The sequence below is a fragment of the Micromonospora sp. NPDC049081 genome, from assembly GCF_040648835.1.
Lineage (GTDB): Bacteria > Actinomycetota > Actinomycetes > Mycobacteriales > Micromonosporaceae > Micromonospora > Micromonospora antibiotica.
In genome coordinates this window covers 1-24,787 of record NZ_JBEZEK010000043.1, presented here as the reverse complement: position 1 = coordinate 24,787, position 24,787 = coordinate 1, and the positions used below count along the sequence as shown (strand labels likewise).

The window sequence follows — 24,787 nt, the reverse complement described above, 5'->3', positions numbered from 1 at the left end:
GCCGCCCACGGCCCGCAGGCCGCCCACGGCCCGCAGGCCGCCCACGGCCCGCAGGCCGCCCACGGCCCGCAGGCCGCCCACGGCCCGCAGGCCGCCCACGGCCCGCAGGCCGCCGGTGGCCGGGCGGCGGGGCAGGCCGCCCACGGCCCGGTAGCGGGGGGCGTGGCCGGTGCCGCCGTGGACCGGCTGTTCGCGGCGCTCACCGACCTCGGCACCCTGACCTTCGCCCACCGGGTACGCCTGCTCGTGGCGCACCGGGTCACCGATCCGGCCGGGTTCGCGGCGGCCGAGGCGGCCCTGGCCGGGGTGGACGAGGACCGGGCGGAGCTGCGGCTGTCGGTGAAGGAACGCGACGACTTCTTCACCACCTACTTCGTCAGCACCTGGTCGCCGTACGTGACGAAGGCGTGTGCCCGGCTGGGTCTGACGCCGACCGGGGTCACCATGGTCTCGGTGTTGTTCGCGGTGGTCGCGGCGGTGCTCTTCGGCGCGGGTGGCCGGGTCGCACTGGTGGCCGGCGCGGTGCTGCTCTACCTGGGTTTCGTGCTCGACTGCGTGGACGGGCAGTTGGCCCGGTACACCAGGCACTTCAGCGCCTGGGGCGGCTGGCTGGACACGATGGCCGACCGGGCGAAGGAGTACCTGGTCTACGCGGGGTTGGGCTACGGCGCGACGCACGCCGGGTTCCGTTACGGCTGGGCGTTGGCGATCGCCGCGATGACGTTGCAGACCGTCCGGCACATGACCGACGCCTGGTACGGGGTGCTGCACGACGAGGCGGCCCGGCGTCCCCGCCCGGTCACCCCGGCCGCCGGGGGGATCGGCGGGAAGCTGAACGCCGCGTCGACCCGGGTGCAGGCGGACACCGGCTCGGTGTCGTACTGGTTGAAGCGGACGGTGGTCTTCCCGATCGGTGAGCGGTGGGCGTTGATCGCGGTCACCGCCGCGCTGTTCGGGCCGCTGGTCAGCCTGGTCTCGGTGCTGGTGTGGGGGGTGCTGGCGTTCGGTTACACGGGCGCGTTGCGGACTTTGCGGGCGCGCTGGATGTGGGTGCCGGTGCTGGACACGGTCGACGCGACGTTGCACCGTGACGACGGGCCGGTGGCGGCCCGGTTGCCGGTGGTCCGCCCGATGGGCCCGTTGACCCTGGCGGTGCTCGGGGTGCTCGGGCCGGCGGTGCTGCTGGTGGTGGGGTTGTTCCGGGCGGCCGGTGACGGTGATCCGGGCGGTCTGCGCTGGTGGCTGCCGGTGGCGCTGCTGGTGCTGCTGGTGGCCGGGCTGGGTGCGGGTGCGGCGCACAACGGGCCGTTGGACTGGCTGGTGCCGGCGGCGTTGCGGGCCGGCGAGTACCTGTTCGCCGCCGTGGTCGGGGTGGTCGGCGGGGTGCCGGCGTGGCTGCTCTTCGGGTACGTCTTCGTGCTGACCGTGCACCACTACGACCTGACCGCCCGGTTGGAGAAGCGGCAGGTGGCCCCGCCCCTGCACCGGTGGACGCTGGGCTGGGAGGGGCGTTCGGTGCTGTTGGCGGTGGCGGCGATCGCCGGATTTGCCAGCCCTGTAATGGCTACACTCGGTGCGTACCTTCTGCTGGTGTTCGTGGCAAGTGTCGTGCTGGCCTGGGTCGTCCTGCCGGCCCGCGCGAGCCGGGCGGCGGCCGTACCCGTGCGGGGTGGTTCGCCGGGCTGACGACAGGGGCGGCCGGATGACGCTGATCAGCTTCGTCGTACCGGCCTTCCGGGTGCAGGGTTACCTGCGCGAATGCCTGGACTCGCTGCTCGGCCAGCCGGTGCGGGACATCGAGGTGATCGGGGTCGACGACGGCTCCCCGGACGCCTGCGGCGACATCCTCGACGAGTACGCCGCCCGTGACCCCCGGGTCCGGGCGCTCCGCCTGCCACGCAACGTGGGGCTCGGTCCGGCCCGCAACGCCGGGCTGGACCGGGCCACCGGCGAGTACGTCTGGTTCCTCGACGGCGACGACTGGCTCGCCCCCGACTGCCTGCCCGAGGTCGCCGACCGGCTCACCGCCACCCGTCCGGACGTGCTGCTGGTCGACCACGTGCGGGTGCACTGGGACGAGCGGGTCACCCGCAGCGCCCTGTCGGAGGTGTTTCCCGAACCACCAGGCGCGGCGACGTTCCGCCTGGCGGAGCGGCCGGAGGTGTTGCGCCTGCTGCACACCGCCTGGAACCGGCTGGTCCGCCGGGAGTTCCTCACCGGCCTCGGGCTGCGTTTCGCCCCCGGCTGGTACGAGGACGTCGCGTTCAGCTACCCGGTGCTGCTGGCCGCCGGGCGGATCGGGGTGCTCGACCGGGTCTGCGTCAACTACCGGCAGCGCCGGGCCGGTGCGATCACCCGGACCCTCGACGACCGGCACTTCGAGGTCTTCGACCAGTGGCACCGGGTGTTCGGGTTCCTCGACGAGCGGCCCGACCTGGCCGAGCTGCGACCGGTGGTCTTCGAACGGATGATCTGGCACTACCTGACCGTGCTCGGCAACGGCGACCGGATCGCCCCGCAGCTGCGGCCGGCGTTCTTCCAGCGGATCACCGCCGACCACCGGCGGTTCCGACCCACCGGAGGCTATCCGGTGCCGGACGGGTGGGACGGGCTCAAGCACCGGCTGGTCGCCGCCGGCAGGTGGCGGACGTTCAGCGCGCTGCGTACCGCCAACCAGGCCCGGGAGGGCGCCCGCAGCGCCGGTCGGCGGGCCCGGCCGGTGGCCCGGCGCACCGCCCGGCTGGCCCGGGACGCGCTGCTGCACGAGTGCTACCGGGCCGAGCTGCGCCGGCCGATCGACCCGACACTGGCCGTCTACGCCGCCTACTGGTACCGGGGTTACGCCTGCAACCCGGCGGCGGTGCACGCCGCCGCCCGCCGGCTCGCCCCGCAGGTACGCGGGGTGTGGATCGTCCGCCGGGACCGGATCGACACCCTCCCGCCCGGCACCGAGTACGTGGTGGCCGGCACCCTCGACTGTCAGCGGGTGCTGGCGCGGGCCCGCTGGCTGGTCAACAACGTCAACTTCCCGGACTTCGTGCGTAAGCGCCCCGGCCAGGTCCATGTTCAGACCCACCACGGCACCCCGGTCAAGGTGATGGGGCTGGACCAGCAGCGGTACCCGCTCGGTGCGGTCGGGATGGACTTCGCGGGGCTGCTGCGCCGGGTGGAGCGCTGGGACTACAGCGTCAGCTCCAACGCGTTCTCCACCCAGATGTGGGACCGCGCCTATCCGGCGGACTACGTCCGGCTGGAGGTGGGCTACCCGCGCAACGACCGGCTGGTCACCGCCACCACCGAGGAGGTTGCTGCGGTGCGGGCCCGGCTCGGCGTCACCCCGGACGAGCGGGTGGTGCTGTACGCGCCGACCCACCGGGAGCACCTGCCCGGGTACCGGCCGCCGTTCGACCCGTACCGGCTGCTGGAGGTGCTCGGGCCGGCCGGGCGGTTGCTGGTGCGCAGCCACTACTTCCACGACCGGCAGGGCCGGGCCCGGCGGCGGGCCGGGGGTCGGGTGGTCGACGTCAGTGACGTCGCCAGCGTGGAGGACCTCTATCTGGCGGCCGACGTGCTGGTCACCGACTACTCGTCGGCGATGTTCGACTACGCGGTGCTGGACCGGCCGATCGTGATCTACGCTCCGGACCACGACGCCTACCGGCTGGCCCGGGGGGTCTACTTCGACGTCACCGCCGAACCGCCGGGGGCGGTCGCGCTGACCTTCGACGAGCTGTGTGCGGTCTTCCGTCGCGGCGCGGTGACCGGGGAGCCGGCCGAGCGGGCGCGGCAGGCGTTCCGGGAGCGGTTCTGCGGCTGGGACGACGGGCACGCGGCGGAGCGGGTGGTCCGCCGGGTCTTCCTGGGGGAACGTGGGTGATCCGGGCGGATCGCCGTACTGGCCCGTAATAGGGCTGTCATCAGTCGAACATGGCACGTTTACCCGATGTGCTAACCCGATGATGCTCGTCACAGTCAACCCGGGGTTCGGCCAAGCTGGGGGAGGAGACGGTGACCACCGTCGCGCTGAAGGACGTCACAAAGGTATTCCCGGATGGGACAGTTGCCGTCGACAACGTCAGTCTCGACGTCGTCGACGGTGAGTTCATGGTGTTGCTCGGCCCGTCCGGTTGCGGAAAGTCGACCGTGCTGCGGATGATCGCGGGACTGGCGGAGCCGACCACCGGCGCGGTGATGCTCGACGGTGAGGTCGCCAACGACCTGCCGCCGCGCGACCGGAAGATCGCCATGGTCTTCCAGGACTTCGCGCTCTACCCGCACATGACCGTCGGTGACAACATCGGCTTCCCGCTCAAGCTGTCCGGGGTGGAGCCGGTGCCCCGGGGCGAGCGGGTGCAGGACGTGGCCAGCGCGCTCGGCATCGGCGACGTGCTCGGCCGTAAACCGAGCCAGCTCTCCGGCGGCCAACGGCAGCGGGTCGCGATGGGTCGGGCGATCGTCCGCCGGCCGGGGTTGTTCCTGATGGACGAGCCGCTGTCGAACCTCGACAGCGGGCTGCGGGCCGAGCTGCGCGCCGAGATCTCCGCGCTGACCCGCGAGCTGGGCGTCACCACCATCTACGTCACCCACGACCAGGCCGAGGCGCTGACCATGGCCGACCGGGTGGCCATCATGCGCAAGGGTGTGCTCCAGGACGTCGGCACCCCCACCCAGGTGTACGGCCGGCCGGCGACCCTCTACGTCGCCGCGTTCCTCGGCAGCCCCCGGATGAACCTGCTGGAGGCGTCGGTCTACGTCCACCTCGACCGGTACGTCACGCTCACCCTCGGTGACCAGGCGCTCTACCTGCCGTGGGACGACATCCGCAGCCGGGCCGTGGCGCACTACCACGGCGAGCGGATCGTGGTCGGGATGCGGGCCGAGGCGCTCACCCCGGTCGCCCCGGACACCCCCGGTGACGTGCTCCAGGGCCGGGTCCGTTACCTGGAGCACCACGGGCACGAGTCGCTGGCCTTCCTCGACATCGGCGCCACCGCCATCATGGTCGACGAGATGAGCGCCCCCGCCGAGGACGCCGCCCCGGGCCAGCGGGGACTGCGCCGGTTCGGTCAGGTCATGTCCCGGCTCACCGGGCGGGCCGGCGACCCGGAGGAGGTCGAACGGACGGCCGGCGACAACCGCACCAGCGTGCTGAACGACCCCGGCCGCCACCACCGCCGCCCGGCCGAGCTGGCGGTCCGGCTGGCCCCGTACCCGGCGATCTCGGCGGGGCACCCGATGGCGGTGGCGGTCCGGATGGACGCCCTGCACTTCTTCGACGAACGCGGCGACCGCATCGACGTCGGCTGGCGCTGACCCCACATCCTGCCCCTGACCCCACCCTGCCCCGGGCGCTGCTCTGCCCCTGCTCTGGCCCTGCTCTGCCCCGGGCGCTGCGCGCAAGTTCGTGGATGTAGTGGTCTCCGCCCGCCCGGATGCCGCTGTTTCCAGGGAACTGTGTGGATCATGAGGTCGTGGCGGTCGACCGGGGCGGGGTGCGCGTGGGTCGACCGGTTCTGGCGGGGTGGTGGTCGGGGGTCGGCAGGTGCTGGTGGGGGTTTTTACCGGCGGGTAACCTCGGGTCATGACCATCGACTCCCGTGAGGTGGCGGCCGGGGTGCTCCGGGCCGTCCCGTTCGCCCGCACGCTCGGCTTCGAGATCGTCGAGGTCGCGCCCGAGGCCGAGGGTGGGGTCCGGGCGGTCGTCCGGCTGCCCGACACGCCGGCCACCCACAACCACGTCGGCGGCCCGCACGCCGGGGCCATGTTCACCCTCGGCGAGACCGCCTCCGGCGCGGTGGTGATGGCCGCGTTCGGGCAGGTGCTCGACCGGGCCGTGCCGCTGGCCGTGCGGGCCGACATCGCGTACCGGCGGGTGGCGATGGGGGAGGTGCAAGCCACCGCGCGGCTCGGTCGCACCCCGGCCGAGGTGCTCGCCGAACTGGACGCCGGGCAACGCCCCGAGTTCCCGGTCGCGGTGGAGATCGGCACCGCCGACGGCACCGTCACCGCCACGATGACCGTCCTGTGGACCCTGCGCCCGCACCGCTGACCCGCGTGGCGGGGGTTTGCCCGGTGGGGGCGGTGGATAGATTCGTAGCGTGCTGGGCCTACCTGCTCATGTGACCGCCTGCCTCTTCGACCTCGACGGCGTGCTGACCCAGACCGCCAAGGTGCACAACGCCGCCTGGAAACAGACCTTCGACGACCTGCTGCGCCGGCACGCCGAGGCCGGCGGCGAACCGTTCCGGCCGTTCGACCCCGGCCCGGACTACAACCGCTACGTCGACGGGAAACCGCGCGCCGACGGGGTGCGCTCGTTCCTCGCCTCCCGGGGCATCACCCTGCCCGAGGGGAGCCCCGACGACCCGCCCGACGCGGACACCGTCAACGGCGTCGGCAACCGCAAGAACGTCGTCCTGCTGGACCGGATCCACCACGACGGCGTCGAGGCGTACCCGGGCTCGGTGGCCTACCTGAAGGCGGCCGAGCAGGCCGGGTTGCGCCGCGCGGTGGTCTCGGCCAGCGCCAACTGCCGCGACGTGGTCGCCGCCGCCGGCCTGGAACCCCTGCTTGAGGTACGCGTCGACGGGCTGGTCGCCCGCGCCGAGGGGCTGCGCGGCAAACCGCACCCGGACACCTTCCTCGCCGCCGCCAAGCTGCTCGGGGTGGCCCCCGCCGACGCGGCCGTGTTCGAGGACGCGCTGGCCGGGGTGGCCGCCGGGCGGGCCGGTGGCTTCGGGCACGTGATCGGGGTGGACCGGGCCGGCCAGGCCGACGAGCTGCGCGCCCACGGCGCCGACGTGGTCGTCACCGACCTCGCCGACCTGCTGACCGGGCCGGCCGCATGATCCGGGAACGCGCCTACCCGGTCGAGCCGTGGCACATCCGGGAGACCCGCCTCGACATGGACGTGCTGGCCCAGTCCGAGTCGGTGTTCGCGCTCTCCAACGGCCACATCGGGCTGCGTGGCAACCTCGACGAGGGCGAGCCGCACGGCCTGCCCGGCACCTACCTCAACTCGTTCTACGAGCTGCGTCCGCTGCCGTACGCGGAGGCCGGGTTCGGGTTCCCCGAGTCGGGGCAGACCATCGTCAACGTCACCAACGGCAAGCTGATCCGGCTGCTCGTCGACGACGAACCCCTCGACCTGCGCTACGGCGAGCTGCTCAGCCACGAACGGGTCCTCGACCTGCGGGCCGGCACCCTGCACCGGGAGATGCACTGGCGCTCGCCCGCCGGCCGGGAGGTGAAGGTCCGCAGCACCCGGCTGGTCTCCTTCACCCAACGGTCGGTCGCCGCGATCCACTACGAGGTGGAGGCGGTCAGCGGCCCGCTGCGGCTCATCCTCCAGTCCGAGCTGGTCGCCAACGAGAACCTGCCGGCGCAGAGCCGCGACCCCCGGGTCGCCGCCGTGCTGGAGTCGCCGTTGCAGGCCGAGGAGGAGCTGACCACCGACGACGGCGGGCTGCTCATCCACCGCACCAAGGTCAGCGGGCTGCGGGTGGCCGCCGGGATGGGCCACGACGTGGACGCCCCGGGCAAGACCACCATCGAGTCCGAGGGGTACGAGGACTGGGTCCGGACCACCATCGGCTGCGTGCTCCAGCCCGGCGAGACGATGCGGGTGGTCAAGTTCTTCGCGTACGGCTGGTCCAGTCGACGCTCGCTGCCCGCGCTGCGCGACCAGGTCGGCGCGGCGTTGGCCGCCGCCCGGCTGACCGGCTGGGACGGGCTGCACCGGGAACAGCGCGAATACCTCGACGGGTTCTGGGACGCCGCCGACGTCCGGGTCGAGGGGGACCCGGAGGTGCAGCAGGCGGTCCGGTTCGGACTGTTCCACGTGCTCCAGGCCGGTGCGCGGGCCGAACGCCGGCCGATCTCCGCCAAGGGGCTCACCGGCCCCGGCTACGACGGGCACGCGTTCTGGGACACCGAGATGTTCGTCCTGCCGGTGTTGACGTACACCCAGCCGGGCGCGGTCCGCGACGCCCTGTACTGGCGGCACGCCACCCTGGAGCAGGCCCGGGAACGGGCCCGCACGTTGAACCTGGCCGGCGCGGCGTTCCCGTGGCGGACCATCGAGGGCCCGGAGTCCTCGGCGTACTGGCCGGCCGGCACCGCCGCCTTCCACATCGCCGCCGACATCGCCGACGCGTTGCGCCGCTACGTCCTGGTCACCGGTGACGACCAGCTGGAACGCGACATCGGCCTGGAACTGCTGGTGGAGACCGCCCGGCTGTGGCGCTCGCTGGGCCACCACGACCGCAACGGCCGGTTCCACCTCGACGGGGTGACCGGCCCCGACGAGTACACCGCCGTCAAGAACGACAACATCTACACCAACCTGATGGCGCAGCGGAACCTCCTCACCGCCGCCGACTGCGCGATGCGCCTGCGCGACGAGGCGCTCGACCTGGGGGTGACCGAGGAGGAGGCGGCCGAGTGGCGCGACGCCGCCCAGGCCATGCACATCCCGTACGACGAGGACCTCGACGTGCACGAGCAGGTGGAGGGCTTCACCCGGCTCCAGGAGTGGGACTTCGCGCACACCCCGACCGAGAAGTACCCGCTGCTGCTGCACTACCCGTACTTCGACCTGTACCGCAAGCAGGTGGTCAAGCAGGCCGACCTGGTGCTGGCGATGCACTGGCGGGGGGACGCCTTCACCGACGCTCAGAAGCTGCGCAACTTCCTCTACTACGAGCGGCGTACCGTACGCGACTCGTCCCTGTCGGCCTGCACCCAGGCGGTGCTCGCCGCCGAGGTCGGGCACCCCGAGCTGGCGCACAGCTACCTGCGGGAAGCCGCGCTGATGGACCTGCACGACCTCAACGAGAACACCCGCGACGGCGTACACATGGCGTCGTTGGCGGGGGCCTGGATCGCGTTGGTGGCCGGGTTCGGTGGGCTGCGCGACCACGACGGCGAGCTGTCGTTCACCCCCCGGCTGTCCAGCGGGTTGAGCCGGTTGGAGTTCTCGTTGCAGTGGCGGTCGATGCGGCTGCGGGTGGACGTCCGGCCCCACCAGACGACCTACTCGCTGCGCAACGGTGGCCCCGACACGGCCCTGGAGCTGCGACACCACGGGGAGACCGTCCGGGTCACCTCCGCCGCGCCGGTCACCGTACCCGTGCCGCAGACCCACGAGCAGACCCCCGCGCCGGAACAACCACCCGGCCGGGCCCCGCTGCTGCGCCTTCCGGAGTCCCGCGCCTGATCCCGTCCGGCCCCGGCCCGGCCGGGCCGGGTCGTGCCCGTCGACCGGTCGTGCCCGGTCGTGCCCGGTCGTGCCCGGTCGTGCCGGTTCGGCCCTGGTCCGGTCCGGTCGTGTCGGTTCGGTCGTGTCGGTCCGGTGGTGCCGGTCCGGTCGTGTCGGTCCGGTTCGATCGTGGAGAGTTCTTGTCGCGGGAGCGACAAGAACTCTCCACGATCACGTGCCTGGTGCCCTCCCTCGACCCCGACGGCCGCCGGGGGTCAGAACTGGGGGCCGTCGGAGGGGCGGCCACCGGCATCGCGCGGTGCGACCGCCCGCGGGTCGTCCGGGGTACGCGCCTGTGCCGCCTCGTCCGCCCAGTCGAGGTTGCGCTCGGCGTCCTGTTCGGGGCGTTCCTGCTCAATGGTCCGGGTCTGCTGACGTGTCTTCCGCTTGGCCATGGCGAACCTCGTGATCCGTGCGGGGCGCTGCTGCGCCGGTGCCGACGTCACGCGCGTCTTCCCGCCCGCCGCCCCCGCAAACGCCACCGCCGCCCGCCACCCGGACACCGTCACCGCCAGCGCCAGCGCCCGCTGACGTCGCCGGCCACCGCCAGCGCCCGCTGACGTCGCCGGCCACCGCCAGCGCCCGCCGACGTTGCTGTGCCCCTACCACCGCCGCCCGCCGACGTCGCCGGACAGCGCCGTGGACGCCGCCGGTCCGGTGTTCAGGCGTCGAGGTGGCGGGTGAAGGCGAGCCGCAGGTGGTTCTTCGGACGGGCGCCGACGATCGAGCCGACCACCTCACCGCCGACGAACACCAGCATGGTGGGCAGCGACATCACCCCGTAAGCCCGGGCGGTGGCGGGGTTGGCGTCGGTGTCCACGGTGACCACCCGCAGCCGGTCGCCGAATTCGTCGGCCAGCTCGGCCAGGTGTCGTGAGGTCCCCACGCAGGGCGGGCACCAGTCCGCCCAGAAGTCGACCACCACCGGCCGGTCGGCGGCGAGCACCGTGTCGGCGAAGGTCGCGTCGGTGACGGCGGTCAACTGTCCCGCTGCCGTGTCCTGAGGCATGTTTCCTCCCGTTGGATGATCGCCTGGGCGAGTTGGTCGTGCAGCTGCCGCCGTACCGTGCCCAGCCGGTCGAGGTAGGCGTCCACCTCGGCCAGCTTGCGACGCAGCACGGCGACCGAGTCCGGGCAGACGTCCCCGGAGGCGTGGCCGGCCCGCAGGCAGGCCACGAACGGCCGGATGTCGTCGAGGCCGAAGCCGACCGCCAGCAGCGCCCGGATCTCGTGCACCACCCGCAGCTCCGCCTCGTCGTACACCCGGTAGCCGTTGGCCGAGCGGCGTGGCCGGACCAGCCCGTGCGTCTCGTAGTACCGCAGCGTGCGGGTGCTCGTTCCGGCCCGTTCCGCCAGCTCACCGATCAGCATCCGACCTCCTCGGCGGAGTTCCTGGCGTCACGCTAGACCTTGTCGCCGGTGTCAAGGCAACGGGCGGGCGCGGCGCGGGTGGGGGCGGCACGGGTGAGAGCGGCACGGGTGAGAGCGGTCGCCGGGCGGGTAACCGCCACCGACCGCACGGCGGAAAGGAGCAACACCATGGGGGTACGCGCCGAGGCGACGGTGCCGCTGCGGGACGCCCGGTTGCCGGCCGACGTCGACGGGCCGGACGACGCGGTGGGGGTGGTGCTCTTCGCCCACGGCAGCGGCAGCTCCCGGCACAGCCCGCGTAACGTGGCGGTGGCCCGGGTGCTGCAACGCCGGAGGCTGGTGACGGTGCTGGTGGACCTGCTCACCGCCGAGGAGGATGCGGTCGACGCCCGTACCGCCGAGCTGCGCTTCGACATCGAACTGCTGGCCGGTCGGCTCGCCGGGACCGTCGACTGGCTCGCTGCCGAACCGGCGCTGGGCCGGCTGCCGGTCGGCCTGTTCGGCGCGAGCACCGGTGCGGCCGCCGCCCTGGTGGCCGCCGCCGCACGTCCGCAGCGGGTCGCCGCAGTGGTGTCCCGGGGTGGTCGACCCGACCTGGCCGGGCCGGCCCTGGCCGGGGTACGTGCGCCGACGTTGCTGCTGGTGGGCGGCCTCGACGAGCAGGTGATCACGCTGAACGAACAGGCCGCCGGGATGCTGACCGGCCCGCACGAGTTCCGGGTGGTGCCCGGTGCCACCCACCTGTTCGAGGAACCGGGCACCCTGGACGAGGTCGCCGACGCCGCAGCCGACTGGTTCAGCCGCCACCTCCCCGTCCCGGCCTGACCGCTCCCACCGTGACGATCCTGGGTGGCTGCACCGCTGACGATCGTGCTCGATCCATGGTGCGGCGGACTCGGATCAGGCGGAAGCCGCTACGACACGGATCGGGCACGATCGTGACCCGACGGTGTGGGGTGCCGGATCGGTGGGTCAGGCGGGGGTGGCGGGTGACTCGTCGTCGTGGCGGTGCGGCCGGTCTTCCGGCGGGGCCGACGCGACCTGCTCCCGGTGCCGTTGGACGGTGTCGACCACCCGGTAGGCGACCGCCGCGATCGGCACCGAGACGAACGCCCCCGCGATGCCGGCGATCAGGGTGCCCGCCGTTACCACCACCAGGATCACCGCCGGGTGCAGCTGCACCTGCCGCTTCATGACCAACGGCTCCAGCAGGTTGCCCTCGATCTGCTGGACGGCGATCACCGCAGCCAGCACCAGCAGCGCCGTGGTCGGACCGTTGGCGGCCAGCGCCACCAGCACGGCGACCGCGCCGGCGACCGTCGCCCCGATGATCGGTACGAAGCCGCCGAGGAACGTGATCAGCGCCAGCGGCAGCGCCAACGGCACCCCGAGCAGCACCAGCGCCAGCCCGATGCCGAGCGCGTCGATGGCCGCGATGAGCATCGTGCCCCGGCTGTACGACCCGAGGGTGCGCCAACCGGCCCGACCGGCCTCGGCGGTCACCGCCCGGTTCGGGCCGGTCATCCGACGCAGCACCCAGTGCCACATCGACCGGCCGTCCTTCAACAGGAAGAACAGCAGTACCAGGGCGAGTAGGGCGGAGCCGACCGCCTCGGTCGCCGTACGGGCCCCGCCGACCGGGTCCGGGGCGCTGCCACCCAGGCCGTCGCGGACCTGCTGGACCAGCTTGTCGAGTTGGGCGTCACTGACCGGCAGGGTCCCGGTGACGAAGTCGCGGGAGCGTTGCAGACCCTCGTCGAGCTGCTGGCTCAGCTCCCCGAACTGGGCGGCGGTCAGGTTCCACACCAGCACCCCCACCCCGACCAGCACCCCGAGCAGCAGCAGGACGCTCAGCAGCGCGGCGAGCGCGGCCGGTACCCGCAGCCGGCGCAGGGCCAACAGCACCGGGTCGAGCAGCGCGGTGAGGAAGAAGGTGACCGCCACCGCGATCGCCAGCGGCGCGAGCAGCACCGCCACCTTCCCCAGCAGGTAGCACCCGAACACCACGACCACCAGGCAGGCGCTCCAGACCACCGCCGTGCGGACCAGCCAGGGCAGTGCCGCCCAGGCCTGCCGTGGGGTGGGGCGGGCACCCGCAGCCGTCACTTCGGGCGTACGCCCGGTACCGTCCTCGACCACGTCGGATCCTCCTCGGTCTCGGCGGGGTCGATACCCGACCCGGTCGGCCGCGACACCCGGTGGCTCAACGTCGTGCCGACCGGTCGGTTCCGCTCAGGACGGTCGTACCCGGACGGCCACGCCCAGCAAGGGTGACGCCGGCACGCTGTCGCAGCACGGTGCCGTCCGGACTGTCCTGTCGCGCCGTTCAGCGGTGGTGTCGTGCCGGGTCCCTCGTGGTGCGGTCGACCCGCCGGGCGCTGTGGTGCGCCCGCTGCCGCCGCGCTGCGGTGTTTGTGCCCGGGCGGACGGGGAACGCAACAGGCCGACGACGAGGAGGACACCGTGAGCGACTTCATGAACAAGGTCAAGGATTTCGCCGACAAGCACGACAAGCAGGTCGACCAGGGCCTGGACAAGGCCGGCGACTTCGCCGACGAGCGGACCGGCGGCAAGTACGACGAGCAGATCGACAAGGGTGTCGACGCGATCCAGGCGCGCACCGGTGAGGGCGACCAGGGTCGCTGAGCCGTTCCCGATGCCGGGTCACCCGTTCGGGTGGTCCGGCATTGTCGTGTCAATAGCTGCTCACCTCTGGTAACCATCGACGAGTCTCGCTACTATCCGCAGTCGGGGCATGACTCACCGTTGAGTCGTGTGGAGTGGGCCGGCACGCGGCACTGCGCGCCGTCGACGAGAGGGAGCATCCCCGGTGACCGACACAACGCACGCCACGATCGCCCGGCCCTACCCGTTCAGCGATCCGCACCGGCTCGACGTCGACCCCCGTTACGCCGGGCTGCGCCGCGACGAACCGCTGATCCGGGTCCAACTCCCGTTCGGTGAGCCGGCCTGGCTGGCCACCCGGCACGCGGACGTACGAGCCGTGCTGGGTGACCTCCGGTTCAGCCGGGCCGCCGCCGTCGGGCGGGACGAGCCGCGCAGCACCCCCTACCAGCGGGAGGCCGGCATCCTCGGGATGGACCCGCCCGAGCACAGCCGGCTGCGCCGGTTGGCGGCGAAGGCGTTCACCGCCCGACGGGTCGAGGAACTCCGCCCGCGGACCCGGGAACTGGCCGAGGACCTGGTGGCCGGGATGATCGCCGCAGGGTCGCCGGCCGATCTGGTCAGCCATGTCGCGACCCCGCTGCCGATCCGGGTCATCTGCGATCTGCTGGGCGTGCCGGTCAGTGACCAGGACCGTTTCCACACCTGGTCGGAGGCGATCGTGTCGACCACGTCCCTGCGACCGGAGGTGGCGCAGAGCTACATCGACAACCTGCTGTCGTACATGGCGGGGCTGATCGCCCAGCGGCGGGTGACCCCCACCGACGACCTGATCGGGGCGATGGTCCGGGCCCGCGACGACAACGCCGACCGACTCACCGAGGACGAGATGGTACGCCTGGCGGCGGGCCTGCTGGCCGCCGGTCACGAGACCACCGTGACCCAGATCCCCAACCTGGTCTACGTCCTGCTCACCGAGCCGGACGTCTGGCAGCGGCTGTGCGCCGAACCGGCCCTGGTGCCGTCCGCCGTGGAGGAACTGCTGCGCTTCATCCCACTCGGTGCCACCGCCGCGTTCGCCCGGTACGCCCTGGAGGACGTCGAACTCGGTGGGGTGCTGGTCCGGGCCGGTGAACCGGTGCTGGTCTCCATCCCCTCGGCCAACCGGGACGAGAGCGTCTTCCCCGACGCCGACCGGCTGGACCTCGACCGGAAGGTGAACCCGCACCTCGCATTCGGGCACGGCCCGCACCACTGCATCGGGGCCCAACTGGCCCGGATGGAACTCCAGGTGGTCCTGGAGACCCTGCTGGCCCGTACCCCGGGCCTGCGGTTGGCGGTGCCCGAGTCGGCACTGACCTGGAAGAGCGGCCTGCTGGTCCGGGGCCTGACGGCGTTGCCCGTCACCTGGTGACGGAAGGACGGAGGACAGATGGGGGAGCACGGCTGGCGGGTGCACGTGGACCCGACCCGGTGCATCGGGGCAGGAATCTGCGCGGGCTACGCCCCGGCCCACTTCGTGCTGGTGGACGGATTGTCCCGGCCGCTGGCCGAACGGATCGATCCGGCGGACGCGGTGCTGGACGCCGCCGAGTCCTGCCCGATGGAGGCGATCGTGGTGTCCGACGCGGCCGACGACAGCCGGATCGCCCCGGGCGCCTGAGCGGGTGGTGGCCGGCCCCGGCGGGGTACCCGGAGACGGCCACCACCCCCGCTCAACCCTGCTGGTCGTGCAGCTCCGCCCTGGTGGTGGGCCGCCCGCTCAGCGCGTCCCTGATCCGGTCGACCAGGCCCGCACCGGGATTGAGCAGCCGGTTCGCCGGCGGATGGTCCGGGGCGCCGGGGTGCGGGCGGGTCGGCAGGTGTCCCTTCGCCGCCTGGACCCGGTCGGCCAGTTCGACCAGCTCCTCGTGGGCGACGGCGGCCCGCAGCCGGGGAAAGAGCTCAGCCTCCTCCTCTTTCACGTGGTGCCGGATGCTCTTCGTCAGGTGGCTGATCAGCGGCTCGAAGCGGGCGTCGGACGGGTCCAGCGGCTCCAGCTCCTTCAGCGTCCGCTCGGCCACGGCGTGCTCGGCGATCTCGTGTTCGGCGAGCTGGTCGCCGTCGGGCAACGCCCGGCGGGCGGTCGGGTAGACGTACATCTCCTCGGCGACCGCGTGCCGGACCAACTCGGCGATCATCACGTCGGCCAGCCGGCGACGGTGCTCGGCGCTGCCCTGTCGGCTCTCCAGCTCCGCGAAGATCGTCTCGATCTCGTGGTGGTCGGCGGTCAGGACGTCCACGACGTCCTGACCCGTGGTGGCCTGTGCGTTGCTCATCTCGGTGCCCCTTACCGGTTGCGGGCGGATCGGCTCCTGGCGGGCCTGTACCCACCACCGGGCACCCGAACCATCACCGTCGATGAGCTGCCGGTCCCGGCTTCCCGGGCCGACCCGTCCGGGGACGCACCCCGGGGCCGACCTCCGGCCGGGCTACGGACGCCCGCTGCCGGTGTGCCGCGCGGGGCCGTCCCGACACACGGTCGGTGGATCGGTCCTAGTCGGACGGGAGGGGCGGAAGGGAACCCAGCAGCCGGGTCACGGTGATCTCGATGACGACCCGCTCCGGGTTCGGGCGCGGCTGGCGGTAGCGCTCCGCGTACCGGCGCTCCGCCTCGGCCACCGCGTCGGGGTCCGTGCGCAGCACCGCCCGACCCTCGACGGTCAGCCACCAACGGCCGTCGAGGTGGCAGGCGGCCACCGGGACGCCGGCCGATCCGGCGGCGGCGACGTACCGGGCCTTGGCCGAACCACCGGAGGTGATCACCCGGGCCAGCCCGGCCGTCGCGTCGTAGGTCAACCCGACCGGTACGACGTGCGGCGTGCCGTCGGGACGTGGGGTGGTCAGCGTGGCCAGGTGCCGCTCCCGGCAGAAGGTGAGGACCCGCTCGTCGTACGGGTCCAACTGGTGTCTGCCGGCCATGTCCGTTTCCCGTCCCGTGCGGGGCGTCGCCCCGGTTCAGCCCCGATCATGACATCATCCGCCCGGTCCGGCCCTGGCCGGGCGGGGAGGATGAGGCGTCGGACAGGGCACCGGGTCGGCCGGGCAGCGGCGGCCCGGCGGCCCGACGGCGTTGGGCCAGGCGACCCAGGTAGATCAGCGCACCGGCCAGCACACCCATGTCGTCCAGGTAGATCGGGTCGGGCAACACGTCGACCGGCAGGATCGTGTAGATGAGCGCGCCGTAGAAGGCCACCTTGCCGCCCACGCCCAGCGTGCCGAGCAGCCGTCGGGTGCGGATGACCCGTACCGCCAGCAGGACCGCGCCGACCAGCGTCGCCAGCGCCAGGATGCCGCCGACGACCACGAGCGCCCACATCTCCCGGGACATGCCCGCAACGCTAGCCCAGCCCGGCCCGTCGCGCCGGATTCCGTCGCCGACCCGACGGGCCGGCCGGTGGCGGTGGGGTCAGTAGGCGGCGACAGCGGCCCGGCCGCGTGCCACGGTGGGGTTCTCCCGGGTGGCTTCGGCCGACGGGCGCGGGCTGTCCGTCATCGGCAGCACCGACTCGGCCCGCTCCGGCCGGCGCTCCCGCGCGGCGAACGCCTCGTCCCGCAGGCTGCGCGCCGCCGCCCCGGCCAGGTCGGCAGCCCGCCAGGCGGCCTGTTCCCGGGCGACCGCCGCCCGGTGCCGGGCGGCCAGGTGGTCCCGCGTGGCGCGGCGCAGCACCAGTTCCTGCTCCACGGGGTGCCGGCGCGGGTCCCAGCCGGCGCGGTGGGCGAGGGCGTCGTCGAGTTGCGCGTCCGACAGCTCGCCCCGGCGGTGTGCCTCCTCGGCGGCCCGGTGCAGCCAGCGCTCCCGGTCGGCGTACTCGGCCGGGGTCTGCCCGGTGTGCGGCAGCGGCATGGCCGCGGCGGCGGCGAGCCGACGCAGGTGCGCCTCGGCCGACTCCAGGGCCGTCCAGGCGGACTCGACCTCGTCCTGGGTGGCCAGCCACTCGGCCCGCAGCCGGCTCGCGGTGGTGCCCGCCCGGTCGGCCGCCACGGCGACCTCCTCGGCGTACCGGGTGTGCTCCCGGTGCTGTTCGGTGCGCTCCCGGTCGTCGGGCAGGGCGGCGTCGCGGAACCGGCGGGCCACCGCCAGCCGGAACCGGTCGGGACGGACGACCAGGGCTGCGACGGCGACGGCCGCGACGGCGAGCAGGATCAGCCAGATTCCGGCGGCGGCGGGGACGTCGGGTAGGACGGCGGAGAAGACGGTCTGCATCACCAGCACCTCACGGTGGAACAACGATGTGGACGGACGGGGGCCCGGTCGGGGCGGGAGCTACGGGCGGCGTGTCCTCAACGGACCGGATCCGGCCGGCCCACCTCGGACCTGGGCGCGGTCGGGGACGGGCACCGGGAGTGCCGCGCCGCTCAGTGCCGGGGCGGGCCGCGCCGGCCGGTGGCGTCCCGGGCCGGGTCCGGCGTCGCCACGTCCACCCGGGCGGCGGGCCGGACCGTGGGCTCGTCGGCGGATCCGGCCGGCAGCGGCCGGGTGGGCCCGTGGGCGGTTCGCCCGGCACCGGGACGGGTCTCGGTGGACGCGTCGTCCCCGGCGTAGGCGTCGGCGGGTAGCTCGGCCACCCGCGAGGTCACCACGAGCGGCTGGGCGGCAGCGGCGGCCGGGCCACCGGTGGCGGCGAACAGCCCGCCGAGGCCGACGGTGAGCACCAGGGCGGTGACCGCCAACCGGGCCAGGTCGCGCAGCCTCGACACCCAGACGGGCCGGGTGGAAGCTGGGCGGATCACCCGTCCAACCTATCCCCACCCGGCCGTGCGCGCAGCGTCGGTGACCCGATCGGACCAGTGACCCGGGCCACGGTGTGCCCTGTGGACGGACCGTTCCCAGCAGGGATACGCGCGCTGACCTGCCCCTGGATGCATCGACGGCGATGAGAATGCCGACAGTTTCCGCCCGGTCGGTCCGGGCAATTGGCCGGCGGCGCGACACCCTGCCGCGCCGGGACCGAACAGACCGGAGGAGACACCATGGGAGTACGTCGTCAGGTCGCCGCGGCCGTCGCCGTCGCCACCGCGACGGTGCTGGCCACCGCCGTACCCGCGCAGGCCGCGCCGACCGCCGTCGACACCGGGCCACTCACCCCGGTCGCCGACGTCGACGTCGAGCGGTACGCGGGCGACTGGTACCAGGTCGCCGCCATCCCGGCGATCTTCGAGATCCAGTGCTTCAAGAACGTCAAGGCCCGGTACGACGTCCAGCCCGACGGCACCGTCGGGGTCCGCAACACCTGCCAGACCATCGTCGGCACCACCAGCGCGGTCACCGGTCGGGCCCGCAGCGAGAACCCGCCGGCCGACTCGGCGTTGACCGTGTCGTTCCTCAAGCTCGGCAACCGGTGGCTCTACCTGGGCGGGCCGAACTACGTGGTGATCGGGCTCGACCCCGACTACCGCTGGGCGGTCGTCGGTGACCCGGACCGCAGCACCGGCTTCGTCCTGTCCCGGGAGCCGGCGCTGACCGGGGCACAGACGACGGCGGCGAAGGCGGCGCTCACCGCCAACGGCTACGACCTCTGCGACCTCCGTACCACCCGGCAGGACGGCGGCGCGCGGGCCGGCAGCTTCTGCTGAACCGTCCCCGGGCCGGTTCTGTCGAGGCGTCCCCGGGCCGGTTCTGCTGAGCCGTCCCGGCCTGGGGAGCGGTCCGGGCGCTGCCAGCGCGCCGTGGCCCCGATGAAGCACCGGACTCCCGACGGCCCCCGCCCACGTCCGCCCCGGGGGTGGGCGGGCCGTCGACTCGGCACCGGTCGCCCGGGCTGCCGCCCAGGGCGTCGGTCACCTGGCTGCAGCCCGGGGCGTCGGTCGCCCGGGCTGTCGCCGCCGGGTTCGGTCGGGCAGGTGGGCTGATGCCTCAGGCGTCGGTCGGGTGGGCCGTGGGCCCCGACGTCGAGGTCGGCGTGGTGGGGGTGAAGAGGGCGAGCAGGGCACCGACCTGGCGGTCGGCCTCGGCGGGGTGCCGGAAGTGACCGCTCGGGTCGATCGTGTACTCGTTGCGTCGGCCGACCCGGGTACGCCGCAGGTAGCCACCGGTCTCCAGGTCCGCCACGATGGCCTGGGCGGCCCGCTCGGTCACCCCGACCTCGTCGGCGACGTCCCGCAGCCGGGCGGTGGGGTTGCGGGCGATGGCGAGCAGCACGTGACCGTGGTTGGTGAGGAACGTCCAGTTCCGGGTGCTCCCGGTGCCGCCCGTCGTCGTCGCCATGACGTCATCGTATGGCCCGTACCTGGGAGGCCCGCCGTCGGCCGCCGGGTCGGACCGTGGGCCTCGACCCCTGGTCGACATCGTGGCGACCAAAGCCTGAAACGTGGATCACGAAATCTTGACGTACCTTTCGCTGCGTGTGACCGTGGGAACACGGCCGTCGTCGCCGCCGGCCGGCGTGACCAGGTGCGATTCCGGACCGAGGTGAGGCAATGGCCCCGATCACTCCGACCCAGGCGCTGGCCGAACTACAGGCGGGCAACCGGCGTTTCGTCGCCGGGGAGCCCCACCACCCCAACCAGGGTGCCAGCCACCGGGCCGCCGTCGCCGACGGCCAGCATCCCTTCGCCGTCATCGTCGGCTGCTCCGACTCCCGGCTGGCCGCCGAGATCATTTTTGACCGGGGTCTGGGTGACCTCTTCGTGGTCCGGACCGCCGGGCACACCGCCGGGCCGGAGGTGCTCGGCAGCGTCGAGTACGCGGTGACGATCCTCGGCACCCCGCTGGTGGTGGTCCTCGGGCACGACTCCTGCGGGGCGGTGCAGGCGGCCCGGGAGGCGGCCCGTACCGGCACCCAGCCCCCGGGGCACCTCTACTCGGTGGTCGCCGCCGTCGGGCCGAGCCTGCGTCGCGCCGACCAGCAGGGGGTGCACGACATCGACGGGATCGTCGACATCCACATCGCGCAGACCGTCGAGGTGCTGCTCGGCAACTCCCCGGTGATCGCCGCCGAGGTGGCCGCCGGGCGGTGCGCGGTGGTCGGCATGTCCTACCGCCTCGCCGCCGGTGAGGTCCGCCAGGTCGCCCCGGCCCACGAGGCCGCCGCTCCCGCCACCCGGGCGGCTGCGCCCACCACCGCGGCGGCCGCTGCCGTCGTACCCGGGCCGGCCGTGCCGACGGGTGTCGACGCCGTGCCGACCGGCGAGCCCGCGGCCGTCCCCGGCTGAGGCGTACCACGCACGACGAAGGCCGCCCGGCTCAGCCGGGCGGCCTTCGTGCTGGCCGACTCGATCACCTCACCGGGGCGGTGCGGTGCCCGGGCCCCGGACACCGCACCGCCAGGGTCATGGCCGGCTACATCAATGACACGTGGACGTGGTCGGTGTGGTTGGAGGGCCCGGAGTACGAACTCCAGCCGTTGGCCGGGAACCAGATCTGCCGGTTCCAGATCACGTAGTAGATGCCCAACCGGTCCGAGTTGCGGATCAGGAACGCGGCGAGGTTGTTGCCGTACATCCGGGTGTCGTTGTTGTGCCACGGGCTGAAGCCGCTCTTCTGCAACGACCAGTCGCACGCCTTGCCCTTGGGGTGCTCCCACGGCCCGCCGGGGCGGTAGCAGCCGACGAACCGGTTGAAGCCGGCCCGCTTGACCTCCTTGTACATGTGCAGCGTGCGCGGGGTGATGCAGCCGGACGTGGTGGGGTCGTTCTCGCTGCACGACTCGCCGCGCCAGTCGCCGTCGGCCGTCTGACCGGGGGCGATCCGGGCGACCGGCGAGGTGGCGTCGACCAGGCCACCGGTGAAGCCCCGACCACCGACCAGAGCGAGCGCCTTGTCGGCCTCGGTCTTCTTCTTGGCCATCAGGTTGGTCTGCTTCTGCTGCTCACGGACCTCGGTGTCGACGGCGAGCTTGGCCTGCTCGGCACGCTTCTTGACCTTGTTGACCTCGGCCAGCTTGCCGGCGTTGACCATGTTCAGCTCGTCCAGGGCGGCGGCCCGCCGGACGAAGGTGTCCGGGGCGTTGCTCTCCAGCAGCGCCGCGACCGCGCCGACCCGACCCGTCCGGTACGACTGGGCGGCGATCTCGTTGACCTGCGGAGCCAACGCCGCCAGCTCCTGCTCCGCCTTCTCCACCTCGATGGCGTACTCGAGCTGGCGCTTCTTGGACTTCTCCAGCCGGTTCTTCGCCGCCGAATACTCCCGGTTCGTCGCCTCGATGACGTCGGTGAGCAGCTTCGGCTCCTCGTCCTCCTCGTGCCCCGAGGGGGTGGGCGCGTTGGGTGCTGCCGCCGCGGGGGCGGCGGCGGGCCCGGCGACCAGCGCCAGGGCGGCGAGCACGGCCACCACCGGAGTCCACCAGTGGCGTAGGGGTGCCGTCACAGTTGTCCCTTCCGTCGACCGCCGACCGGGTTAGCTGACGGGTTCGGGACGGAAGTGGCCCCTACCGCTGGCGCGGATTCACCCCAGGTGCTCGGTTCCCCGGCTCGCCGTACGGCGATTGGGCGGTGGCACCGCTGGCTCCGGTGGGCGCCTTCGGCGGTGACCGGCAGCGAGGTTACCCGAGAGTCGTACCGGGGATCTACGGTCACAACCCGGCAAAATGCGTATTTTCCCGATAGCGAGGGGTAATCAGTGACGCGACCGACAGCCGCGACCTCACCTCCGGTCACACAGCGCAGTGTCACCATGCGGTGTCCGTGCTCCTTTCCGGGTCTGGCCACCGTGCGGGGGCCGGGGTGGACGGTTCGCCGTGCCGGGGGCCGCTCAGCGCCGCCAGCGCCTCGGCACGGTCGGGGGCGGGGCGTGGGGTGGGCGTCGGTCCGGTCGCGTCGGCGTCGGCGGGACCACGCCCGGCGGTGACGACGAGCGCGGCCAATCCGGTGGTCAGCGGCACCGCCGCCACCAGCCCCAGGGTCGCCACCGCGCTGCGGACGATCTCCTGGGCCAGGAACTCGCTGGTCAGGATCTGGCTCACCGGCCGGCTGTCGGCGGTGAGCAGGAGCAGCAACGGCAACGAGGCCCCCGCGTACGCCAGCACGATCGTGTTGACCGTGGACGCGATGTGCGCCCGCCCGACCCGGGTCGCCGCCCGGTAGAGCTGCAACCGGGACAGCCCCGGATTGGCGTGCGCCAGCTCGGTGACGGTGGCCGACTGGGTGACCGTGACGTCGTCCAGGACACCCAGCGAACCGATGATGATCCCGGCCAGCAGCAGTCCGTGCAGGTCCACGTCGCGCTGGTACATCGACAGCGTGGTGGCCTCCTCGCTGCCGTACCCGGTCAGGTGGGTGGCGGCGGTGGCCAGCGTGCCCAGGACGCCGGTCAGCACCAGGCTGCCCAGCGTGCCGAGCACCGCCACCGAGGTCTGTGCGGTGACCCCGTGGGTGAGGTACAGCACCACGAACATGATCAGCGCGGCGCCGGTGACCGCGATCGGCAGCGGTGCGCCCCCGGCGGAGATGCCCGGCACCACGAAGGTCAACAGGATGGCGAAGCTCGCCCCGAGGCCGGCCAGGGCGGCCAGCCCGCGCAGCCGGCCGAACGCGACGATCGCCGCCGCGAACAGGGCGACCAGCCAGAGCAGCGGCATGCCCCGCTGGTGCTCGGCGATGTGGTAGCTGCTCACCGACGGGTCGGTGGGGTCGGCCAACGCGACCAGCACCACCTCGTCGCCGACCGTCACCGTCGGTGCCCCCGGCCCGGACGGGACCGGCGTCTCGACCTGCTCACCACTGTCCGGGCCCTGCCCGACGGTGACCGTCACCGTCCCGCACGGCCCGTCGGCCGCCCCCGACGGGCCGTCGGGGGTCTGCGGGACGGGCGGGCACGGCTCGGTCACCACCCGGGTCACCGTGCCGTGGTAGCGGGGCACCTGCTCGCCCTGGTCGATCTTCGGGGTCTCCCCCGGCCAGAGCAGCAGCGTGGCGATCACCGTGACGACGATGAGCGGCACCACCGTCATGACGAGGATCCGCCGCACCCGGGGTGGGGTGGACGGAGCGGGACGGGTGTGGTCGGCGCCCATGTGTGCGAGTACTCCCAACGATCCGGGACGGGATACGTGTCAGCCGGCCAGCCGGTTCATCCACGGGCGGCGGGTCGTCGGACGATGGTAGCCAGCACCAGGTCGGGCCGCGCGGTTCACGTGCTGGTGGCAGGCCCCGCCACCGCTGCGGCCGGTACGCCCGTGTCGGGTGGCCGACCCGTCCGGGCCCGCCGGCCGTCCGGGACGGCTAGCGTGGAACCGTGCGGCGGGCGGGAACGACGACGGCCGGGCGGTGGCTGCGGCTGCTGCTGCTCGTCGGCACCCTGCTGGGGCTGTCCGCGATGCACACCCTCGGCCACGACGCGCACCCGGCCGCCGGTCATCCCGCCGACGGTCGGCCGGTCGGCCACTCCACGGTCGGCCACTCCACCTCGGCGGACCGGACCTCCGTCGGGCACGACACCCCGGTCGAGCGCCCCCACCGGACGTCCGTCGTGTCGCCGGTCATGGACCGGGGGGACCTGACCGGTCCGGTACGGCTCACGATGGTGACGGCCCGTCCCCTCGGGTGCGGGGCCGGATGTGTGGTGGTGCTGCCCGACGAGCCGACCGGCTCACCGGCCACCGGGTGGAGCGTCTGCCTGGCGGTGCTCGGGGCGCTCACCGTGATGCTGCTGGTGCTGCTCTTCGCGGTGCGTACCAGGCCGGCCGGGGTGGCCCGTCCGCCGTCGCGGCCCCGGGAGCCGCGCGCCCCGCCACCGCGCCCGCTCGGGCTCCGGTTCGCCACGGTGTCGGTACTGCGCAGATAGGACACCCGGGCGCGGCTCCGCCGTGTCCGCCGTCCGTCTCCGTCGTACCGAAAGGTCTGCCCGTGTCCACTCGTACCCTTGCCCGTCGCGCCGCCCTGGCCGGCGTCGCTCTCACCACCGCGTCCGCCCTGACCGCCTGCGGCGGGGGCCACTCCACCGACGGCGGCCACGGCCGTCCGGCCGCGGGCACCGCCCCGGCCGCCTCCGTGTCCGCCGGGGTCGCCCCGGCGGACGTGATGTTCGCCCAGATGATGATTCCGCACCACCAGCAGGCGGTACGCATGTCGGAGCTGGCCGGGAACCGGGCCGCCGATCCGGAGGTCACCCGGCTGGCCGAACAGATCCGTGCCGCCCAGGCCCCGGAGATCGCCACCATGACCGGGTGGCTGACCGCCTGGGGCCGGCCCGTCCCGTCCGGCGGCCCGGCCGACGGTCACCTGCCGGGGATGGACCACGGCATGCCGGGGATGATGTCCGACGCCGACCTGGCCCGGTTGGAGGGGGCGACCGGTCGGGACTTCGACCGCCGGTTCCTCACCCTGATGATCGCCCACCACGAGGGTGCGATCACCATGGCCCGGCAGGAGTTGGCGGACGGCCGGCACGCCGGGGCCAGGGCCATGGCGCAGCAGATCGTCACCACCCAGCAGGGCGAGATCGACACCATGCGCAAGATCCCCGACGTACCGGCCAGCGCCCGCCCGGGTCGACCGCTGCACAGCGAACACGTGCTCGGCATCGGCGGGGCCACCCACACCCTGATCGGCGCG

The 24,787-nt window shown here is 73.3% G+C and carries 26 protein-coding genes, 1 pseudogene and 1 riboswitch; of the genes and pseudogenes, 15 read left to right on the top strand and 12 right to left on the bottom strand.

The window, feature by feature from the left end; translation table 11 throughout:
• Positions 1-174 precede the first annotated feature (174 nt).
• From AB0B63_RS31655 to AB0B63_RS31630, 6 genes and pseudogenes are all read left to right on the top strand, one after another.
• Positions 175-1,686 (top strand): annotated as a pseudogene (locus tag AB0B63_RS31655) (DUF5941 domain-containing protein); the annotation flags it as partial.
• A gap of 16 nt (positions 1,687-1,702) precedes the next feature.
• Entirely contained in the window at positions 1,703-3,877 is a 2,175-nt protein-coding gene (locus AB0B63_RS31650) for a bifunctional glycosyltransferase family 2 protein/CDP-glycerol:glycerophosphate glycerophosphotransferase (protein WP_357025552.1), read from the top strand.
• Positions 3,878-4,008: 131 nt separating this feature from the next.
• On the top strand, positions 4,009-5,313 hold the full coding sequence (locus AB0B63_RS31645; protein ID WP_208565640.1) for an ABC transporter ATP-binding protein: 1,305 nt from the start codon (positions 4,009-4,011) through the stop codon (positions 5,311-5,313).
• Between the two features lie 268 nt (positions 5,314-5,581).
• A complete protein-coding gene (locus AB0B63_RS31640; protein WP_208565641.1) occupies positions 5,582-6,049 on the top strand; it encodes a DUF4442 domain-containing protein in 468 nt (155 codons plus the stop codon).
• Positions 6,050-6,098: 49 nt separating this feature from the next.
• The gene (locus AB0B63_RS31635) at positions 6,099-6,848 is read left to right on the top strand and encodes a beta-phosphoglucomutase family hydrolase (RefSeq protein WP_208565642.1); all 750 of its coding nucleotides are present in this window, start codon (positions 6,099-6,101) and stop codon (positions 6,846-6,848) included.
• Positions 6,845-9,217, top strand: coding sequence for a glycoside hydrolase family 65 protein (locus AB0B63_RS31630; RefSeq protein WP_208565643.1), 2,373 nt, complete (start codon positions 6,845-6,847; stop codon positions 9,215-9,217). The genes AB0B63_RS31635 and AB0B63_RS31630 overlap by 4 nt, the downstream gene beginning before the upstream one ends.
• Before the next feature lie 257 nt (positions 9,218-9,474).
• On the opposite strand, the gene AB0B63_RS31625 is transcribed toward AB0B63_RS31630, so the two are convergent.
• Entirely contained in the window at positions 9,475-9,654 is a 180-nt protein-coding gene (locus AB0B63_RS31625; RefSeq protein WP_208565644.1) for a hypothetical protein, read from the bottom strand.
• Here AB0B63_RS31625 and AB0B63_RS31620 point away from each other — a divergent pair.
• A complete protein-coding gene (locus tag AB0B63_RS31620) occupies positions 9,653-9,790 on the top strand; it encodes a hypothetical protein (protein ID WP_357025546.1) in 138 nt (45 codons plus the stop codon). The two genes, AB0B63_RS31625 and AB0B63_RS31620, sit on opposite strands and share 2 nt — an antisense overlap.
• Positions 9,791-9,920: 130 nt before the next feature.
• On the opposite strand, the gene AB0B63_RS31615 is transcribed toward AB0B63_RS31620, so the two are convergent.
• Entirely contained in the window at positions 9,921-10,268 is a 348-nt protein-coding gene (locus AB0B63_RS31615; protein WP_279632642.1) for a thioredoxin domain-containing protein, read from the bottom strand.
• Complete coding sequence (locus AB0B63_RS31610; protein ID WP_208565645.1) at positions 10,238-10,630, bottom strand: MerR family transcriptional regulator; 393 nt, start codon at positions 10,628-10,630, stop codon at positions 10,238-10,240. Before AB0B63_RS31610 ends, AB0B63_RS31615 begins: the two co-directional genes overlap by 31 nt.
• 168 nt (positions 10,631-10,798) lie before the next feature.
• Here AB0B63_RS31610 and AB0B63_RS31605 point away from each other — a divergent pair, with 168 nt between their 5' ends.
• Positions 10,799-11,455: a dienelactone hydrolase family protein gene (locus AB0B63_RS31605; RefSeq protein WP_357025542.1), complete on the top strand. Its 657-nt coding sequence runs from the start codon at positions 10,799-10,801 to the stop codon at positions 11,453-11,455.
• Between the two features lie 147 nt (positions 11,456-11,602).
• On the opposite strand, the gene AB0B63_RS31600 is transcribed toward AB0B63_RS31605, so the two are convergent.
• Entirely contained in the window at positions 11,603-12,769 is a 1,167-nt protein-coding gene (locus AB0B63_RS31600; RefSeq protein ID WP_307798988.1) for an AI-2E family transporter, read from the bottom strand.
• A gap of 324 nt (positions 12,770-13,093) precedes the next feature.
• On the opposite strand from AB0B63_RS31600, the gene AB0B63_RS31595 reads away from it, so the two are divergent.
• The 3 genes from AB0B63_RS31595 to AB0B63_RS31585 all read left to right on the top strand — a co-directional run bounded on the left by AB0B63_RS31595 (position 13,094) and on the right by AB0B63_RS31585 (position 14,918).
• Positions 13,094-13,276, top strand: coding sequence for an antitoxin (locus tag AB0B63_RS31595; protein ID WP_357025539.1), 183 nt, complete (start codon positions 13,094-13,096; stop codon positions 13,274-13,276).
• Between the two features lie 184 nt (positions 13,277-13,460).
• A complete protein-coding gene (locus AB0B63_RS31590; protein ID WP_208565647.1) occupies positions 13,461-14,669 on the top strand; it encodes a cytochrome P450 in 1,209 nt (402 codons plus the stop codon).
• Positions 14,670-14,687: 18 nt separating this feature from the next.
• Complete coding sequence (locus tag AB0B63_RS31585; RefSeq protein WP_208565648.1) at positions 14,688-14,918, top strand: ferredoxin; 231 nt, start codon at positions 14,688-14,690, stop codon at positions 14,916-14,918.
• A gap of 52 nt (positions 14,919-14,970) precedes the next feature.
• On the opposite strand, the gene AB0B63_RS31580 is transcribed toward AB0B63_RS31585, so the two are convergent.
• The 5 genes from AB0B63_RS31580 to AB0B63_RS31560 form a co-directional block, all read right to left on the bottom strand.
• Positions 14,971-15,573, bottom strand: a complete 603-nt coding sequence (locus AB0B63_RS31580; RefSeq protein ID WP_357025535.1) for a hemerythrin domain-containing protein — start codon at positions 15,571-15,573, stop codon at positions 14,971-14,973.
• Positions 15,574-15,790: 217 nt separating this feature from the next.
• A complete protein-coding gene (locus AB0B63_RS31575) occupies positions 15,791-16,216 on the bottom strand; it encodes a TIGR03618 family F420-dependent PPOX class oxidoreductase (RefSeq protein WP_208565650.1) in 426 nt (141 codons plus the stop codon).
• A gap of 46 nt (positions 16,217-16,262) precedes the next feature.
• On the bottom strand, positions 16,263-16,625 hold the full coding sequence (locus AB0B63_RS31570; protein WP_357025532.1) for a YkvA family protein: 363 nt from the start codon (positions 16,623-16,625) through the stop codon (positions 16,263-16,265).
• 78 nt (positions 16,626-16,703) lie between these two features.
• The gene (locus AB0B63_RS31565) at positions 16,704-17,501 is read right to left on the bottom strand and encodes a hypothetical protein (RefSeq protein WP_357025529.1); all 798 of its coding nucleotides are present in this window, start codon (positions 17,499-17,501) and stop codon (positions 16,704-16,706) included.
• A gap of 152 nt (positions 17,502-17,653) precedes the next feature.
• On the bottom strand, positions 17,654-18,028 hold the full coding sequence (locus tag AB0B63_RS31560; protein ID WP_357025526.1) for a hypothetical protein: 375 nt from the start codon (positions 18,026-18,028) through the stop codon (positions 17,654-17,656).
• A gap of 240 nt (positions 18,029-18,268) precedes the next feature.
• On the opposite strand from AB0B63_RS31560, the gene AB0B63_RS31555 reads away from it, so the two are divergent.
• A complete protein-coding gene (locus tag AB0B63_RS31555; RefSeq protein ID WP_357025523.1) occupies positions 18,269-18,871 on the top strand; it encodes a lipocalin family protein in 603 nt (200 codons plus the stop codon).
• Between the two features lie 280 nt (positions 18,872-19,151).
• On the opposite strand, the gene AB0B63_RS31550 is transcribed toward AB0B63_RS31555, so the two are convergent.
• Entirely contained in the window at positions 19,152-19,502 is a 351-nt protein-coding gene (locus tag AB0B63_RS31550) for a helix-turn-helix domain-containing protein (protein ID WP_208565655.1), read from the bottom strand.
• 212 nt (positions 19,503-19,714) lie between these two features.
• Between AB0B63_RS31550 and AB0B63_RS31545 the strand changes: the two genes are divergently transcribed.
• On the top strand, positions 19,715-20,449 hold the full coding sequence (locus AB0B63_RS31545) for a carbonic anhydrase (RefSeq protein ID WP_208565656.1): 735 nt from the start codon (positions 19,715-19,717) through the stop codon (positions 20,447-20,449).
• 127 nt (positions 20,450-20,576) lie between these two features.
• Here AB0B63_RS31545 and AB0B63_RS31540 read toward each other — a convergent pair whose 3' ends face one another.
• Positions 20,577-21,602 (bottom strand): hypothetical protein, encoded by a 1,026-nt coding sequence (locus AB0B63_RS31540; protein ID WP_357025518.1) that lies wholly within the window; start codon positions 21,600-21,602, stop codon positions 20,577-20,579.
• A 3-nt stretch (positions 21,603-21,605) separates the two neighbouring features.
• A riboswitch (cyclic di-AMP (ydaO/yuaA leader) is annotated at positions 21,606-21,737 on the bottom strand.
• A gap of 166 nt (positions 21,738-21,903) precedes the next feature.
• A complete protein-coding gene (locus AB0B63_RS31535; RefSeq protein ID WP_208565658.1) occupies positions 21,904-23,247 on the bottom strand; it encodes a YibE/F family protein in 1,344 nt (447 codons plus the stop codon).
• A 221-nt stretch (positions 23,248-23,468) separates the two neighbouring features.
• Here AB0B63_RS31535 and AB0B63_RS31530 point away from each other — a divergent pair, with 221 nt between their 5' ends.
• The gene (locus AB0B63_RS31530; RefSeq protein WP_244251580.1) at positions 23,469-24,017 is read left to right on the top strand and encodes a hypothetical protein; all 549 of its coding nucleotides are present in this window, start codon (positions 23,469-23,471) and stop codon (positions 24,015-24,017) included.
• 62 nt (positions 24,018-24,079) lie between these two features.
• The coding region (locus AB0B63_RS31525; RefSeq protein ID WP_357025514.1) for a DUF305 domain-containing protein at positions 24,080-24,787 on the top strand (708 nt) is incomplete at its 3' end.

Coding starts and splice junctions, on each gene's coding strand:
- AB0B63_RS31565 (WP_357025529.1), bottom strand. CDS start 17,501: ATGCAGACCGTCTTCTCCGCCGTCCTACCCGACGTCCCCGCCGCCGCC.
- AB0B63_RS31550 (WP_208565655.1), bottom strand. CDS start 19,502: ATGGCGACGACGACGGGCGGCACCGGGAGCACCCGGAACTGGACGTTC.
- AB0B63_RS31555 (WP_357025523.1), top strand. CDS start 18,269: ATGGGAGTACGTCGTCAGGTCGCCGCGGCCGTCGCCGTCGCCACCGCG.
- AB0B63_RS31630 (WP_208565643.1), top strand. CDS start 6,845: ATGATCCGGGAACGCGCCTACCCGGTCGAGCCGTGGCACATCCGGGAG.
- AB0B63_RS31580 (WP_357025535.1), bottom strand. CDS start 15,573: ATGAGCAACGCACAGGCCACCACGGGTCAGGACGTCGTGGACGTCCTG.
- AB0B63_RS31570 (WP_357025532.1), bottom strand. CDS start 16,625: ATGTCCCGGGAGATGTGGGCGCTCGTGGTCGTCGGCGGCATCCTGGCG.
- AB0B63_RS31575 (WP_208565650.1), bottom strand. CDS start 16,216: ATGGCCGGCAGACACCAGTTGGACCCGTACGACGAGCGGGTCCTCACC.
- AB0B63_RS31620 (WP_357025546.1), top strand. CDS start 9,653: ATGGCGAACCTCGTGATCCGTGCGGGGCGCTGCTGCGCCGGTGCCGAC.
- AB0B63_RS31640 (WP_208565641.1), top strand. CDS start 5,582: ATGACCATCGACTCCCGTGAGGTGGCGGCCGGGGTGCTCCGGGCCGTC.
- AB0B63_RS31545 (WP_208565656.1), top strand. CDS start 19,715: ATGGCCCCGATCACTCCGACCCAGGCGCTGGCCGAACTACAGGCGGGC.
- AB0B63_RS31605 (WP_357025542.1), top strand. CDS start 10,799: ATGGGGGTACGCGCCGAGGCGACGGTGCCGCTGCGGGACGCCCGGTTG.
- AB0B63_RS31535 (WP_208565658.1), bottom strand. CDS start 23,247: ATGGGCGCCGACCACACCCGTCCCGCTCCGTCCACCCCACCCCGGGTG.
- AB0B63_RS31625 (WP_208565644.1), bottom strand. CDS start 9,654: ATGGCCAAGCGGAAGACACGTCAGCAGACCCGGACCATTGAGCAGGAA.
- AB0B63_RS31610 (WP_208565645.1), bottom strand. CDS start 10,630: ATGCTGATCGGTGAGCTGGCGGAACGGGCCGGAACGAGCACCCGCACG.
- AB0B63_RS31650 (WP_357025552.1), top strand. CDS start 1,703: ATGACGCTGATCAGCTTCGTCGTACCGGCCTTCCGGGTGCAGGGTTAC.
- AB0B63_RS31585 (WP_208565648.1), top strand. CDS start 14,688: ATGGGGGAGCACGGCTGGCGGGTGCACGTGGACCCGACCCGGTGCATC.
- AB0B63_RS31615 (WP_279632642.1), bottom strand. CDS start 10,268: ATGCCTCAGGACACGGCAGCGGGACAGTTGACCGCCGTCACCGACGCG.